This is a genomic window from Nonomuraea sp. NPDC059007 (assembly GCF_042740555.1).
Classification (GTDB): Bacteria; Actinomycetota; Actinomycetes; order Streptosporangiales; family Streptosporangiaceae; genus Nonomuraea.
In genome coordinates, this window is the sequence record NZ_JBHYJD010000006.1 from 69878 (window position 1) to 84821 (window position 14944).

The window sequence follows — 14944 nt, forward strand, 5'->3', positions numbered from 1 at the left end:
CCCGCGCGAACACCAACAACTAAACGAACACAGGCCGATCCCACTCGTGCGTCAGGCCCGGCTCAAAGATCTGAACCCTCGACCGGGTATCGGACTCGGGTTCGTCGAAGTCCATCGGCTCCCACCGCGAACACAAAGGGTTCAGTTACCCTCTGCGCCATGTGGATGATCTTTGCTTCATTGGTGAGAAAGATACTGGCCATCTCCCTTCCGACAATGCCGGCGTTGGAGAGGGCAAAAATTCGAGCGCCACTCATATAGATCACCCGCGCTTCGACGAGGTTACGCGTGATAGCCAGGTCCTTGCACAGGAGGATGTCTCCGCGCAGCGTGGCTTCCTCAATCCACCGCACGTCCTCGATCTGCTGAGACTCATCCTTCCCGTACCGCTCGTCCATGGTCTCCAGGACCCACCCGGCGGCGCGAAGGGCGTTCGGCACAATCCGTGAGCCTAAGCCTCGATCGAGAAAGAAGGCCAGCCCAGACTCCCTCGCCTCGCACGCCATTCGTCTCCTAAGCGGCTCGGGGATGGAGCGCGTTGACCTCGTTCAGCCGCAGGTCATAATCCTCGGCGACCTCTCGGCTGTCCTCTCCGGCCTCCAGGCGGCTAAGTACGTCGGCAACGCGAATTCCGCGCCGCGCCAGAGTGGGCTGACCACCGTTGACCCAGGGGTCGACGGTCACATCGACCCGCTCGTACGCGGGGAGATGGATCACCCGCATCCATCCATCCTGATACGTGACACGACGCAGATAGTCTCGGACAACCGGCCGGAACACCCCCTGGCCACTGCGGATGACCACAAGCCCGTCAATCGCTTCCCGCTCGGCGGGATCATCCGTTTGCTCCCGGAAGTCCCACAGCACTTCGGCGCCGTCGGTCATCAGCCTCTCGCTCGCCAGTGCCTGCCCGAGGCCGATGTTCTCCTCCAGCCAGCGGATGGCCGGACGGATCCGCTGCATGGGCACCTTGGCGCTGCGGAACGCAGCGAGCATGTACGCCTCCGCCAGGCCAACGAAGGGGACGGTCGGCCCCTTCGCGCCCGCAGTCGTCACGAGCGGATCGGCCGCCACGACCAGACCGTCCACATGCTTGTAGGCATAACCCACCGCCCAGTTGCGGAACGACTGCCGAGGCACGCCGATGAGATCGGCTGCCTGCCCTTTCGTGTACAAGGGAGTGACGTAGCGGAAGTCATGGATAAGGCCATTGCGAACGACCATCGTTGCCACCTCCCTTCATGGCCACAGCCTAGAGAACGATGTGCGGGGACGCATGCGATCTCTACCCGATGATCTGGCTACTCATGTGAGTCCACGGCTCGCGCCGCCCGCCGACGACCCAGTCGCACCCTCCCCTGGCTACCGACTACGTGTCTGGACAGGGGCGCCTCTCGACAACCTCCGGTGACGCATGGTGGCCGCCCGTCGTCTTCAGGGCGATTCGATGTGGCACAGTCGGCCGGCTCCGGTGGAATCTGCGGTGCCCTACCACACGCGCAAGCTCGATCAAGGCGCCCGAGCGGAGCGAGGACCATTGTCCCGGGATGGGGTCCAGCTGGCTGACCACCCAAATGGGCAACGGGTGGGGCCAGGCAGGACGTCCGAGCGGAGCGAGGTCCTTTCGGTCGGGGTGGGGTCCAGCTGGCTGACCATCCAGATGGGCAACGGGTGGGGCAGACGAAGCGCCCGAGCGACAGCGAGGACCTTTAAGGGCGGACCAACCGGTACGGCTGGCGGGGGCGGCCCGCCTGGGAGCCCTTCACCGGTGGCATCGGCCAAGCCAGCCCCTCCTCCGCCAGACTCTGCAGAACCCGGCGAGCCGACCGAGGCGCCACCGCCAGCACGTCGGCCACGATCTCGGCATCCACCACCAGCGCCTCCGGCCCATCGCCCAGCCCCGCCACCAGGCGTTCCAGGAGCTTGGCCCCCTTGGTAGCGGTAACCGGCTCGCTTTCGGCCCGTCTACGCTGCCGTAGTGGCAGGGAAAGGACGGTCCCGTCTCCGCTGACCATGTAGGCCGCCGCCGCCCCGGCATTCCGGGCTTTCTCCACGGCGACCAGCGCGTTGGCGTCGGCGTCCCGCGCGGTGGTGCCGAGCCCGATCCCCACCTCGACCGGCACCCCCGCCTCCGACCGCACCCGGTCCATGAACGGGGCGACCCGGAACCCGTCGGTGGCCTGTGCGAGCGCACCGACCGTGGCGGTGACGACGTAGCTGTTCTCGTCGCGCGGCACCACGGTGGCCCCCATCACCCGGGCGTCGGCCAGAAGCGACTGGTGAAGGGAGAGCTTCAGTTCCTGCTGCCAATAGTTACCGGGCCCCGAATAGCTGGGCCGCGCGGATGCGGCCAGCTCGACCACGGCGATGGCGATCTGGCCCTCCTCCAGCCGGCTCCCCGTACCGAGCAGGGCGGCGGTGTTCAGCGCCAGCCGCAGCGTGTGGGAGGTCGGCAGCATCCGCAGCACCGGCACCCCGGCGGCGGTGAGCGCCTTGGCCACACTCCTTATCGTGGTCAGCGCGGCCGTGGTCACCCCCTGCCGATGAAGCTGCTCGTGAAAGCCGATGAACCCACGGGCGGACTCCGGCTGGTCGTACTCGGAAAGGTGCACTCCCGCGGTGCTGACCCCGATCTCCCCGTAAGCCTCTTCGACATCGGCCGCGGGCAGCGAGTCGATGCTGACCCTGGCCGGATCGATACCGTCGGCGAGCACTCCACGCAGCAGAGCGGCATAAAGGCTGGCCCCGCTCATGGGTACGAACGTGGCCGGCATGGGCAGTTCGCCGCCCTGCCGGGCGAGGTCGTACTGGAGCGGCCCGGTGAACAGAGCCACGTCGATACTGTCGGCGATCTTGGAGAACTTCTCGTAGGTCTCGTGCTCACCGGCCAGCGGCGCGCCCACCAGCCGCCAGTCGGCGGCGGCGGGCAGGTCGGCGCCGATCATCATGATCTGCTCGACCAGGTCAGGCGGCCCGACGACCCCGATGGCCACCCTCGACCGTGTCTCGGATCGCAACCGATCCATGATCGTTATCTCTCCAGTCCGGATCGCCACTGCAGGAGTCGCGTCATCGTCCCGCCGAGGACCGCCGCACGGTCCTCCTCGGCGAGGCCACTGAAGATTACCCGGCCGAGCGACATGCGAAGATCGATGAACGGGAAGTCGGAGCCGTAGACCACCCGGCCCGCTCCGACCTCCGACACCATTCTGACGATGTCGGGCCCGCTGTTGAAGGAGCCGCAGACCTCCAGGATGAGTCCGGGCTGTCGCTGCGCCGCCTCGATCGCGAGGTCGAAGCCGAGCGGCGTGGCACCGGCATGCCCGGCCAGGATGGTCGCCCCGGGATGCCGGGCGGCCACCTCCTCCACCTGCCCGAGATCGTTGTACGGCGAGCCGTCATAGCTGTGCGTCAGCACCGGGCACCCGGTCCGCTGCGCGAACTCCCACACCGGCGCGTACCGCCGCCCGGTGAGCGGATAGTCGTGCAGGTCAGGATGGAGCTTGATGCCCCCGAAGCACGGATCGTCCCCCCACCGCGCCAGTTCCCCCACGGGATCCTGCCAGGGATTGACGGTCAGGTACCCGGTGAACCGGTCGGGCGCGCCCCGGACGATCTCGGCGGTCTGCGCGTTGCCCTCGGTGGCGTCGAGCTGGATGGCGAGGTGGCTGGACAGGACCGCGTGCGCCACCCCGCACCGGTCCATGACCCGCACCATCGCCTCGGGCCCGGCCTCGGGGATGAAGAACAGGCTGTACGGCCCGGCGTGCGCGTGCGCGTCCACGATCCGTACCCCGGTCTGGGGTCGGCGGCTCCACACGGCGGTCTCGATGCTCACGCGGCCCTCGCTTCCTGACGCAGCAGGCCCAGCACATTGCCGGAGCCGATGGCGGCCACGCTCTCGTCGTCCAGTTCCGACCAGAGGAGCCGGGTGAGCGCCTCGGCCGGGTCTCTGGCGGGGGCGCCGGTGCCGAAGACGAGGCGGCGCGGGCCGTACCTCTCGACGAGCCATTCGAGGCCGCAGTGGGAGGAGAGGTTGGCCAGCCCGAGATGGACGTTGGGGGTGCGGGCGAGCACGCCCGCTGCCTGCCTGAGCAGGCGGTATCCGAGGCCGCCGACGACGACGGCGAGGCCGGGGCGGGCGGCGGCGACGGCCTCGACGGTGGGCCAGCCGACCTGCGGCGCGTCGAGCAGCAGCGGCAGCCCGGCCTCGGCGACGGCGTCGAGCAGGCGGGCGGTGTCCTTGCCCGCGAGGTCGTAGCCGTGGTCGGCGGGGTAGGCGCGGACGGCGGCGACGCCGTTGTCCAGGGCGGAGGTGACGAAGTTCGCGGTCTCGTCGCAGGTGTCGGGCAGCATCACCCAGCAGGGGCGCAGCCTGGGCTGTCCTTCCGTCAACTTGACGACCTTGAGATTGCCCTGGTGCGGGTCGTGCAGCCACGACCAGCTGTGGCTCACGAGCGCCTCGGCGATGCCGAAACGGTCCATTCTGGCCAGCGCCTGCGTGACCGTGCCCTGGCCGACGTCCCTGCGGGGGTGTCGGCCGAGCATCGCGTCAGCGTCGATCAGCATGAACCGTCCAACCGTCGGGGACCGTGGGGGGCTGGTCGCGGAAGGGGAAGAGGCCGACGGTGAACCGGCCGTCGGCGCGGCGCAGTCCGAGGGTGTGGATCTCGCCGTATTCGGCGGTCCTGGCCTCGGGGTCGGGGATGCGTGCGGGACCGTTCCCATGCAGGACCTCGTCGGGCTCCTCCAGGGGTACGGCCAGCAGCCCGGGACCCTTCTCCGTCACGAACCCGTCCCCGTGGCGGCGCCAGGGCGACAGGCCGTGGAGCTGCCAGATCGCCTCCGCGTCGATGCGGTCGGAGACCACCCAATAGCCGGGGTCGGGCACGAAGACGATCCGCCGGTCGTGGCGCTGCTCGTAGCCGCGATGATGTCCCTCGAAGACCTGTTTATCAGGAAAAATCCGGAACAGGTCGCATGAAGCCCTTCGATCCTCCACATACTCCTGCCCCGGCACCAGCAACGTGTTGTGCGCCCTGGTCGCCTGGTACCAGTCGTAGTAGCCCGGATCGTCATAAGACGGCGGCCCGCCGCCCTCCCACGCCAGCGGCACGCCCCATCCCTCGATGACGAAGTCGAGCGCCGCGTGGTGGCTGTGCGGCTCCAGCTCGTGCCCGACATAAGGCCCATAGTTGATCACCGTGTGGAAGCCGCCGCCCCGCAGCACCGCGTACCCGCTGGCCTCAAGGTTGACCGGACCGGACAGCGGCTCGATGTCCACCGGCCAGACCACACCGCTGTCCTGCAGGTGCGGCACCCAGCCGCCCGACGTGGTCAGCGCGGCCAGCCAGTCGTGCATGAGCGGGTAGCGGGGGTGGGCGGCCAGCGAAGGCTCGACAGCGGCGGCCCGCTTGAGCGCGTCCAGGCACATGCCGTGGTAGCCGGGCGAGCGCTCGTGGTGGCCGCCGTCGGCGCGTACGTCGCGCTCCAGGTGCTCGTGGATGCGGGCCAGCGCCACCTCCGCCCACGACCCGGCCTCCGGCAGGTCGGCGAAGACGCGGGCCAGGTGCAGGAGCTCACAGACGGTCGCGAACTGCCAGTTGCCGTGGCGGAACTCGTCGTGCTCCTCGGCCGACCAGCGCGCGCCGCCGATGACGGTCTTCAGCATCTCCCTCCGGCACCGCTCGCCCAGGGCCGTGCCGAAGACGTGCAGGGCGTGGGTGAGGTACATGCCGCGGGCGCACACGCCGAGCGAGTACCAGATCACGTCGAGGCCTGGCCAGTCGCCCTCCACCCGGTCGCGGTCGGCGTACCACTGCAGGAACAGGCGCTCCCAGGTGTCGGCGTAGCGCTGCTCGCCGGTCTCGGAGTAGGCGGCGATCAGCGGGGTCATCCAGCGCAGGTAGTGGAAACCGTACAGGCGGGAGCGGCCGTGGCCCTTGTCCAGGAAGTCGACCTCGATGCCGATCAGGTCGTCGGCGGCGTCCGCCGGCATGCCCGCGGGGACGGGCGCCCGCCACCTCCAGGTACGGCCCAGCTCCGGCAGATCCTCGTCGGGGATGTGGCGCATCCGGGTCGGGTGCACATGCGGCGGCTTCTCCACATAGGCGGTCATGCGAGCCTCACCGGAAGCCCGGTGCGGGCGGACTCGTGCGCGGCGGCCAGCACGGCGGTCACGTCGCGCGAGCTCTCGACGCTGATCAGCGGCTCGGTCCCGGTGCGCGCGCAGTCGACGAAGTGGTGGATGGCGTCGCGGTAGGCTCCGGCGGGCACGCCGTGCACGACGCGCTGGAGCATGTTGCGCGGGTAGGCGTAGGCCTTGGCGGTGGCCACCTGGATGTTCTCCTTCTGGCGGTCGAGCTGGATGACGCCGTCCTCGCCGACCACGGTGACGTAGCTGTCGACCATGGTCGGGAAGGTGTTCGGGTAGATCCAGGCCGACTCGAAGGTGGCGACGGCGCCCCGGCTGAAGCGGGCCTGGATCTGCATCGCGTCGGGGGTCTCGATGCCCATGCCGCGCAGCTTGCCGTGGCGGGCGGTGGCGAACACCTCCACCACGCGGTCGTCGTAGAGCCAGCTGAGCAGGTCGATGTCGTGGCTGGACAGGAACCAGGCGCAGCTCGTCTGGTCGGCCCAGCGGATCATCTCGGTGGGCACGTAGATGGTGTCGTCCTTGCGGGCGTACCCCACGACGGGCTCGCCGACCAGCTCCATCTGCTGCTTGGCCTGCGCGTACGCGGGCACCCAGCGGTGGTTGAACAGGCACATCGCGATCACGCCCGCCTCGCGGATGGCGGCGACCGCGCGGTCGGCGTCGGCGACCGTGGTGGTGAACGGCTTCTCGACCAGGATGTGCAGCCCGGCCCGCGCGGCGGCGACCATCATGTCGGCGTGCAGGTGGTCGGGCGTGGTGATCGAGACGGCGTCGACCGTCCCGGAGGCGATCAGGTCGCGGTAGTCGGAGTAGACGGCCGCCTCTCCCAGGGGACTGCGCGAGACCGCGGTGAGCTCGACGTCGGGGTGGGCGGTGAGCACCTCGGCGTGCCCGCGGCCCATGATCCCGGCGCCGATGATCCCTACTCTGAGCTTAGGCAAGTGCGTCATTCCATCGCTTCTCTGCAGTGTCGAGCGCTTCCTTCGCGCTCTTGGTACCCGTGAGGAAGGCCCGCACCTCTTCGGAGAGCAGCTCGCCCAGCTCCGCGTCCTTGTTGGTGCCGATCGGGGTGTACTTCAGCTGGGGCAGCCCCTTCACGATCACGCTTCTGGCCATGGCCATCGGGTCGTCGCCGGAGACGTCGGTGAAGAACGTGTCCTTGGTCGAGGAGACCGTCGAGGGGTAGATCGGCACGATCTTGCAGAAGGCCAGCTGGTTGGCGCCGTTGGTGAAGTACTTGATGAACTCCGCGGCGGCCTTCTTGTTCTTGGACGCCTTGGGGATGGAGAAGGCCTGCTGCGCCAGCAGCAGGTTGCCGCCGGTGCTCATCTGGACCGGCGCGGTGACGAGCAGGTCCTTGTAGACGTCGGGCGCGTTCTTCTGCACGTTGAGCAGCTCGGCGGCGTTCGCGTGCGCCTTGAAGGCGACCTGGCCGTTCTCCAGCGTCTGCGGGAGGTTGCGGATGTCCTTGGAGACGGCTCCGGGCGCGATGCCCTTGGCCGCGTAGCTCTTCTTGAACTTCTCCAGCACCTCGGTGGCCTGCGGCGTGTTGAACACGGCCTTCTTCTTGTCGGGGCTGAGCAGTTCGATGCCGTAGTAGCGCAGCGTGTTGTGGTCGGGGAGGGCGTTGAACCCGTTGACCTTGGTCTTGCCGAAGACCTTGTCGGCCAGCGCGAGCGCCTCGTCGTAGCTGACCGGAGGCTTGCTGGGGTCGAAGCCGACCTTGTCCATCACCGACTTGCGGTACATGGCGACGGGCGAGCCGCCGTTGTACCAGGGCACGGCGTAGAGCTTTCCGCCGGTACGCAGCGGCTCGACGAGGTTCGGCTGGAAGTCGGCGAGGTCGCCCTGGGTGAAGTAGGCGTCGAGCGGTTCGAGCGACGGCGTGAAACGGCCCAGCTCGATCGAGCTGACGTTGACCGCGTCGGGCACCTCGCCGCTGGCCACGGCGGCCAGCAGCTTCGTGGCGCTCTCCTGGCCGGGCACGTCGACCCACTTGACCGTGACCTGGGGGTGCTGCTTCTGGTAGTCGGCGATCAGGCCGTTGATGTAGTCGCTGTAGTTCTTCTTCAGGTTGATCGTCCAGAACTCGACCTCGCCCTCGAAGGGCTGGTCGTTACCGCCTTCCGCGGCTCCGGAGGTGCCGGCGACGCAGCCGGTCGCGAAGAGGGAGAACGCGAGAGCCGCTACTAAGAAGCTTCTGCTTGACATGTGGCCGTCCTTAATCGCTACTTTCGGCACAATGACAGGACGCGCTCTTGCCGTCAATCCCTGGGCTATGTACGCTGCAGAAAATTCTGGCCCGCCGTTATCCATCTTTAGGACTACCAATGCCCGGACAGCGGTGGTACACCCCCTACCTCTTCGCCCTCCCGGCCCTGGCCTTGTTCGGGGTCTTCTTCGTCTGGCCCGCCGTCACCGCGATCCAGCTGTCGTTCATGCGGTACGACGTGGTCTCGCCGCCCGCCTTCGTCGGGATGGACAACTTCGTGCGCCTCCTGGGCGACGAGAAGTTCTGGACCGCGACGCTCAACTCGGTGCTGTTCCTGATCGGGCTGTTCCCGCTGCTGGTCGTGCTGCCGTTGCTGCTGGCCGTACTCGTGAACCAGAAGCTGCCGGGGATCAGGACCTTCCGGATGCTCTACTACCTGCCGGTGGTCACCTCGATGGTCGCGGTGGCCGTGGCCTGGGAGTACGTCTTCAACCAGCAGGGCGTGCTCAACTGGATCCTCACCGGCGCCGGCCTGCTGGACCAGCCGATCCAGTACCTGCTCGACCCGTTCTGGGCGCTGCCCGCGCTCATCGTGGTCGAGGGCTGGAAGAGCATGGGCTTCTACATGATGATCTACCTCGCGGGGCTGCAGACCATCGACACCTCGCTCTACGAGGCGGCCCGCGTCGACGGCGCCACCGCCTGGGACCGGCTGCGGCGCATCACCGTGCCGCTCATGATCCCGTACATCGCCGTCGCGTTCACGATGGAGATGCTCGACGCGATGCAGGCCTTCACCTCGGTGTACGTCATGACCCGGGGCGGACCGCAGGACGCGACGCTGACCCTCGGCTACTACATCTGGTCGGCCGGCTTCGAGCACTACGAGATGGGCTACGCCAGCGCCATCGGCCTCGTGCTCTGGGTGGTCATGATCGCGCTGGCGATACTCAACCACCGCCTCACCAGGGGGAAGTCGTGAGAACACGCAACATCGGGATGTACGTCCTGCTCACGGCGATCGCCCTGGTCTTCGTGGGCCCCTTCCTCATCCTGCTGTCGTCGGGGCTGAAGCCGTCCGACCAGGCGGTCTTCGCCTTCCCGCCCGACATCATCCCCCGGCCGCCGGTCCTGGACTGGGTGAGGGAGGCGTGGACGGCGATCCCGTTCCCCCGCTATCTGCTCAACTCGGTCATCTACGTGGGCGCGATGGTTCCCGCGTACGTGCTGGTCTCGGCGCTGTGCGCGTACCCGCTGGCGCGGCTGCGCTTCCGCGGCCGGAACCTGATCTTCCTGGCGATCCTGTCCACGATGTTCCTGCCGGGCGAGGTCATGCTCATCCCGCGGTTCCTCGTGGTCTCGCAGCTCGGCCTGGCCGACACCTATGCCGGGGTGATCCTGCCCGGCCTGCTGTCGGCGTTCGGGATCTTCCTGCTGCGGCAGACGTTCGCCGGGGTGCCGCGCGAGATCGTGGACGCCGCGCGCACCGACGGCTGTCACGAGCTGCGCATCTTCTGGCACGTGATGCTGCCCGCCGCCCGGCCCACGCTGGCCATCCTCGCCATCTTCGGCTTCATCTCGGTCTGGAACAGCTTCATCTGGCCGCTGGTCGTGCTCAAGGACTCGGCCAAGTACCCGATCGCGCTCGGGATCGCCTATCTGGCCGGGATCACCGGCACCGACGTCAGGACCCTCGCCGCCGGGACGATCATCTCGATCATCCCGGTGGTCGTCGTTTTCATGCTCATGCAACGCCACGTCCTCGAAGGCATGCGAGGCGCAGTGAAAGGCTGACCGCGATGTTGACCCGCAGGCAGTTCGGTTTGGGCGCGATGGCTCTGGGGTTACCCCTCACCGCGCGCCCGGCAGGCTACGACTACACCACCCGGGAGACGTTCGACCTGTTCGACAAGGTCTTCCACGACAGCGGGCTGACCGGGCAGCCCACGCACACCAACGAACTGGGCGCCCTCGGGTGGGGCCAGTCGTACGTGTTGTGCGCGTTCATCCGGATGTACGAGGCCTACAAGGACACCCACTACCTCGACCGGCTCATCCACAACGCCGACCTGGTGCTGGCCGGGCGTGACTCGGTGCGCGGCGTGACGGACTACCGGGGGCTGTCGCTGCCGGGCTGGCGCAACACCAGCTACACCGCGGGCGGGGTCATCCTGCTCGACGCCGCCGGCACGCCGGTCCTGGAGGTCCGCAGCGCGCTCACCAACGTCAGCGACGCCGTCGTCACCGTGAAGGCGGGCAGTTCGGCCGAACGCTTCACGATCGTGGTGGACAACCCGAAAAAGAAGCGCGTCTCCACCTTCACCGACCTGACCGTGGACGACACCGTGGACAACGCCGTCGAGCGCGTCCTGGCCGCCTACCCGACCCCCAACATGGTCACCGCCAAACGGCTCGCCCCGGGCGCGCCCGCGCACGGCACGTTCCCGATGGCGGCGGCGCCCGTGCACTTCTCCGTGCACACCGGCATGATCACGTATCCCATGGCCGCCTTCGTCCGTCTGGTCCGTCAGAGCCCCAGGCTCCAACGCATCACGAAATATCGGGACAAGGCGCGTGAGTACCTCCAAGCCGTCCGCGAGGCTGCGGCCATCCACGACCGCGAGTGGCACGACGGCGGCTACTTCATCTGGCCCAAGCACATGCCGGTCCCCTACGACGGCACCGAGCAGCCCCACAACCAGTCGCTCGGCCTCGGCCAGACCTATGCCGAACTCGCCGCCGCCACCGGCGAGCACCGCTACCGCGAGCGCACCCGGGCCATGGCCCGCACGTTCGGCCGCGACCTGCGGACCAACGACAAGGACGCCTACGTCTGGCCCTACTGGCCGGCGTCCGGGGTGATGTACCGCGGCTACACCCAGGCCGACGACGTCTCGGAATGGACGCCGTCGTACGGCAGGCCGCCCGTGGGCGCGCAGCAGATGGAGGACCTCAGCCACGCCGGGATCGACGTCGAGTTCGCCGGCGCCGCCCACCGCGCCGGCCTCGGCTTCCGCGGCCACGACATGGTCCGCCTCGCCCGCACCTACACCCGCAACCTGGCCACCAGCGACAACGGCGTCGCCACCACGTTCCTCTACATCGACGGTGGCGGCGGCCTCGCCCCGGCCGGGCAGTACCTGCAGGCGCCCCGCTTCATGCCCGTCGCGCAGTGGGACCCCGGCCTGTTCACGCACGCCCGCAAGGTCTACGACGACCACGCCGTGGAGTCCCAGGCGGGTTCCACGCTCCTGAGCGTCGCCTATCTCAACTGGTTCGCCCGGAGGTCCTGATGCGTCTGTCCCGCCGCCAGTTCACGCTCGGCGCCCTCGCTCTCTCCGGCACGGCCGTTCTCCCTGGTTTTCCCGGTACGGCACGCGCCGCCTCCGCCCACGACTACACCGCCCGCGAGACCTTCGACCTGTTCGACCGGACCTTCCACGAGAGCGGCAGCGCCGGCCAGCCGTCCGGCACCAACGAGCACGGCGGCCTGGCCTGGGGCCAGTCGTACGTGCTGGCGGGCTTCGTCCGCATGTATGAGGCCTACCAGGACACCCACTACCTCGACCGGCTCATCCACAACATCGACCTGGTGCTGGCCGGGCGCGACTCGGTCCGCGGCGTCACCGACCACCGGGGCCGCTCGCTGCCCGGCTGGCGGGCCATGGCGCCCTACACGGTCGGCCTGGTGACGCTGAAGGACGCGGGCGGGCAGGCGCTGATCGAGATCCGCACCGCCCTGACCTACGCCGACAACGCGGTGGCGACCGTGCGGGCGGGCAGCTCCGCCGACCGGTTCACGCTGGAGGTGCGCAACAACCGGACGAACCTGGTGGCGACCTTCACCGACCTGTCGCTGGATCCGGCGGCGGCCGACTACGCGGTCCGGCGGATTCTCGACGCCTATCCGACGCCGACGCTGGTGACGGCGCGGGAGCTGCGGGCCGCGCCCGCGGGGAACGCCGTGCCCGCGCTCGGGGCCACGGCGTTCGTGTCGCAGCCGGTGATCTTCACGGTGCACACCGGGATGATCACTTATCCGATGGCGTCGTTCGCCAAGCTCGTGCTGCGGAGTCCGCGGCTGCGGGCCATACCGAAATATCGGCACAAGGCGGTGGAGTACCTGAAGGCGGCGCGGGACGCGGCGGCCGTCCACGACGACGAGTGGCGGCAGACCGAGGACGGCCGGGGGTATTTCGTGTGGAACAAGGGCACGCCGCTCGCCTACGACGGCACCGAGCAGCCCACGAACCAGAGTCTCGCGCTCGGCCAGACCTACGCCGAACTCGCCGCCGCCACCGGCGACCCCTTCTACGCCGACCGGGCGCGGCGCATGGCCAGGACCTTCCTGCGCGAGGTCGAGGCCGACGCCGACGACGCCTACGTGTGGTCGTACTGGCCGTCGTTCGGGCGGACCTACAACGGGTTCGGCAAGGCCGACGGCGTCTCGGAGTTCACGCCTTCCGGCGGACCCGCGCGGCAGATCGAGGACCTCAGCCATGGGGCGATCGACGTCGAGTTCGCCGCCGCGGTCTTCCGCAACCGGCTGTTCTACAAGGGCGCGGACATGGCGCGCTTCGCGCGTACCTACAGCAAGAACCTCGTGGCGCCGCCCGGCGCGGACGGCATCGCCACCGCCTACCAGCGCGTCGACGGCACCGGCAGCACGACCTCCGCCGGGCAGTATCTGCAGGCGCCGCGGTGGATGGCCGTGGCGCAGTGGGACGAGGCCGTGTTCACGCACTCGCGGGCCATCTATGACGGCCGCGCCGTACAGCCGCAGCTCGGTTCTTATCTGGGCTGTGTGGCCTACCTCAACTGGCACGCCCGAAGGGGGTCGTAGTGTTACTCAACCTGGTCGTGGCGGGGACGCTCGCGCTGAGCGGCGCGCACTCCGTGGAAAGCCCCTGGCTCACCAAGTACAGGGCGCTTGAGGCGCAGATCGGCGCCTCCGTCTACAACGACCGCAGCAGCGCGACCCTGGCCTGGGGCGAGAGCTACATCATGCGCAGCTACCTCGACGTCTACCGGGTCACCCAGGACACCGCCTGGCTGGACAAGCTGGTCACCCACGCCGACACGGTGATCGCCAACGCCGACGACGTGGACGGTGACGGGTTCCTCGGGTGGAGCACCGAGCGGTACTCGCCGGTCGAGATCGCCAACACGGGCTTCGAAAGCGGTGACGGTGCGCTTCCCACTTCGTGGACCCGCTTTCAGGACACCGGCAGCCATGTCTATCGCACGACCGACGCGGTCGCGGGCACCCAGTCGGTGCGGGTGGTCTCCGACCAGACCAAGTGGAAGAAGCTCTACCAGAACGTCAACAGCGCCTACGAGGGCGGATCCACCTACGTTCTGCGCGGATGGGGCAAGAAGGCCGGGTCGGTGACCGGGCGGATCGTGCTGCGCAACGGGTCGACGACGATCTGCGCGCTCGACTACACCTCGACGAGCTGGACGTTCAAGCAGGTCGAGTGCAAGCTGCCCACCGGTGGGCCGCAGCTTCGGGTGTGGCTGGAGCACGCCTCCTACACGGTGGCCGGATCGGCGTCCTTCGACGACGTGAAGCTGAGCGGCCGCTTCCCGTACATGGTGCACGATGCCATGATCGGCAGCCCCATGGCCGAGTTCTCCAGGCTCGTCGCCCAGACCCCCGCCTTATCCGGATATAGCGCGAAAGCGGCGGCGTATCGTGGCTTTCTGGAGACCGAGATCGTGCCCCGCTGGGAACAGAGCGCCTACCTCGGCAACACGTGGAACGGCACCACCTGGCGCCAGCCCCCGAACGTCGACACCCTCTCCCACACCGGCACCGGCAACGACCTGCCCTTCAACATGGCCCTCGGCTTCGCCAACCTGCTGACCGTCCTGCACAGCCTCAACGGCGACCCCGCCTACCTCCAGAAAGCCAACTCCACCGTCCAGTGGGCCAAGTCGAACCTGGTCAGCTCCGGCGGCGCGTACATCTGGAACTACGGCACCTACACCACCATGAAAGAGGACCTCTCCCACGCGAACGTGGACCTGTCGGCGTTCCTGGAGTCGTACCGGCGCGGGCAGGTGATGACCACCGCCGACATGATCGCCCTCAAGAACACCCTCAAACTCAAAATGTGGAACGGCTCCACCACGGCGCCGGTCTTCAGCCTGCGGGTGGACGGCACCGGAGCGGCCAACGGGACCGACTACTTCCTGCACTCGTGGATCGAGCTCACGGAGTGGGACACGCAGGTGAAGGCGCTGGTGGCAGCCAAATACACCAACTTCACCCCCACCAACTCCTCCCACCTGATCACGTTGTCCCGCCTGCTCGCCCACGACTAAGGGCGAGGTCCTCCCTGCGGTCGGGCGCCTTACCGACGGCCCACCCCTTACCCACCTAAGTGGTTGGGCCGTTGGAGCCCGCCCCGGTCAACGGACCTCGCTCCGCTCGGGCGCCTTGATGATGCGCGCCTGCGGCGCGGCTCGCGCGTACGGAGGCCAGCGTGCTCATTGATCCCGAGCACCAGGTGCGGGCTTGAGCGCTTCTCGCCGGGTGGCCGCGAACGCCGCACAAGCTCTTTCCTCGGGCG

At 68.3% G+C, this 14944-nt stretch carries 13 protein-coding genes; 5 read left to right on the forward strand and 8 right to left on the reverse strand.

Translation table 11 applies throughout. From position 1 onward, the window contains the following. Window positions 1–62: 62 nt before the first annotated feature. The 8 genes from ACFWY5_RS11485 to ACFWY5_RS11520 form a co-directional block, all read right to left on the reverse strand. Window positions 63–506 (reverse strand): hypothetical protein, encoded by a 444-nt coding sequence (locus ACFWY5_RS11485; RefSeq protein ID WP_379631508.1) that lies wholly within the window; start codon window positions 504–506, stop codon window positions 63–65. Between the two features lie 7 nt (window positions 507–513). Then, window positions 514–1224, reverse strand: coding sequence for a DUF433 domain-containing protein (locus ACFWY5_RS11490; protein ID WP_379631510.1), 711 nt, complete (start codon window positions 1222–1224; stop codon window positions 514–516). Between the two features lie 485 nt (window positions 1225–1709). Continuing rightward, window positions 1710–3017, reverse strand: coding sequence for a GTP cyclohydrolase IIa (locus tag ACFWY5_RS11495; RefSeq protein WP_379611234.1), 1308 nt, complete (start codon window positions 3015–3017; stop codon window positions 1710–1712). Between the two features lie 14 nt (window positions 3018–3031). Continuing rightward, window positions 3032–3838 carry an amidohydrolase family protein gene (locus ACFWY5_RS11500; protein ID WP_379631512.1) on the reverse strand — a complete coding sequence of 269 codons (807 nt, stop codon included), beginning with the start codon at window positions 3836–3838 and terminating at the stop codon, window positions 3032–3034. Continuing rightward, on the reverse strand, window positions 3835–4569 hold the full coding sequence (locus ACFWY5_RS11505; protein WP_379631514.1) for an amidohydrolase family protein: 735 nt from the start codon (window positions 4567–4569) through the stop codon (window positions 3835–3837). The genes ACFWY5_RS11500 and ACFWY5_RS11505 overlap by 4 nt, the downstream gene beginning before the upstream one ends. Then, window positions 4553–6118 (reverse strand): heparinase II/III family protein, encoded by a 1566-nt coding sequence (locus ACFWY5_RS11510; protein ID WP_379631516.1) that lies wholly within the window; start codon window positions 6116–6118, stop codon window positions 4553–4555. Before ACFWY5_RS11510 ends, ACFWY5_RS11505 begins: the two co-directional genes overlap by 17 nt. Then, window positions 6115–7107, reverse strand: coding sequence for a Gfo/Idh/MocA family protein (locus ACFWY5_RS11515; RefSeq protein WP_379631518.1), 993 nt, complete (start codon window positions 7105–7107; stop codon window positions 6115–6117). Before ACFWY5_RS11515 ends, ACFWY5_RS11510 begins: the two co-directional genes overlap by 4 nt. Next, window positions 7091–8368 carry an ABC transporter substrate-binding protein gene (locus ACFWY5_RS11520; protein ID WP_379611228.1) on the reverse strand — a complete coding sequence of 426 codons (1278 nt, stop codon included), beginning with the start codon at window positions 8366–8368 and terminating at the stop codon, window positions 7091–7093. The genes ACFWY5_RS11515 and ACFWY5_RS11520 overlap by 17 nt, the downstream gene beginning before the upstream one ends. A 119-nt stretch (window positions 8369–8487) precedes the next feature. On the opposite strand from ACFWY5_RS11520, the gene ACFWY5_RS11525 reads away from it, so the two are divergent. The 5 genes from ACFWY5_RS11525 to ACFWY5_RS11545 are packed head-to-tail and all read left to right on the forward strand — an operon-like array spanning window position 8488 to window position 14696. After that, the gene (locus tag ACFWY5_RS11525; RefSeq protein WP_379611226.1) at window positions 8488–9351 is read left to right on the forward strand and encodes a carbohydrate ABC transporter permease; all 864 of its coding nucleotides are present in this window, start codon (window positions 8488–8490) and stop codon (window positions 9349–9351) included. After that, window positions 9348–10163 (forward strand): carbohydrate ABC transporter permease, encoded by an 816-nt coding sequence (locus ACFWY5_RS11530; protein ID WP_379611225.1) that lies wholly within the window; start codon window positions 9348–9350, stop codon window positions 10161–10163. Before ACFWY5_RS11525 ends, ACFWY5_RS11530 begins: the two co-directional genes overlap by 4 nt. 5 nt (window positions 10164–10168) lie before the next feature. Further along, window positions 10169–11662 carry a hypothetical protein gene (locus ACFWY5_RS11535; RefSeq protein WP_379631520.1) on the forward strand — a complete coding sequence of 498 codons (1494 nt, stop codon included), beginning with the start codon at window positions 10169–10171 and terminating at the stop codon, window positions 11660–11662. Continuing rightward, window positions 11662–13212: a hypothetical protein gene (locus ACFWY5_RS11540; RefSeq protein WP_379631522.1), complete on the forward strand. Its 1551-nt coding sequence runs from the start codon at window positions 11662–11664 to the stop codon at window positions 13210–13212. Before ACFWY5_RS11535 ends, ACFWY5_RS11540 begins: the two co-directional genes overlap by 1 nt. After that, window positions 13212–14696, forward strand: coding sequence for a hypothetical protein (locus tag ACFWY5_RS11545; RefSeq protein ID WP_379631524.1), 1485 nt, complete (start codon window positions 13212–13214; stop codon window positions 14694–14696). Before ACFWY5_RS11540 ends, ACFWY5_RS11545 begins: the two co-directional genes overlap by 1 nt. The last annotated feature ends 248 nt before the right edge of the window (window positions 14697–14944 follow it).

Excerpts from the sequence above, each read along its gene's own strand:
- ACFWY5_RS11535 (WP_379631520.1), top strand. The coding sequence starts at position 10,169 with ATGTTGACCCGCAGGCAGTTCGGTTTGGGCGCGATGGCTCTGGGGTTA.
- ACFWY5_RS11510 (WP_379631516.1), bottom strand. The coding sequence starts at position 6,118 with ATGACCGCCTATGTGGAGAAGCCGCCGCATGTGCACCCGACCCGGATG.
- ACFWY5_RS11525 (WP_379611226.1), top strand. The coding sequence starts at position 8,488 with ATGCCCGGACAGCGGTGGTACACCCCCTACCTCTTCGCCCTCCCGGCC.
- ACFWY5_RS11520 (WP_379611228.1), bottom strand. The coding sequence starts at position 8,368 with ATGTCAAGCAGAAGCTTCTTAGTAGCGGCTCTCGCGTTCTCCCTCTTC.
- ACFWY5_RS11485 (WP_379631508.1), bottom strand. The coding sequence starts at position 506 with ATGGCGTGCGAGGCGAGGGAGTCTGGGCTGGCCTTCTTTCTCGATCGA.
- ACFWY5_RS11515 (WP_379631518.1), bottom strand. The coding sequence starts at position 7,107 with ATGACGCACTTGCCTAAGCTCAGAGTAGGGATCATCGGCGCCGGGATC.
- ACFWY5_RS11490 (WP_379631510.1), bottom strand. The coding sequence starts at position 1,224 with ATGGTCGTTCGCAATGGCCTTATCCATGACTTCCGCTACGTCACTCCC.
- ACFWY5_RS11505 (WP_379631514.1), bottom strand. The coding sequence starts at position 4,569 with ATGCTGATCGACGCTGACGCGATGCTCGGCCGACACCCCCGCAGGGAC.
- ACFWY5_RS11540 (WP_379631522.1), top strand. The coding sequence starts at position 11,662 with ATGCGTCTGTCCCGCCGCCAGTTCACGCTCGGCGCCCTCGCTCTCTCC.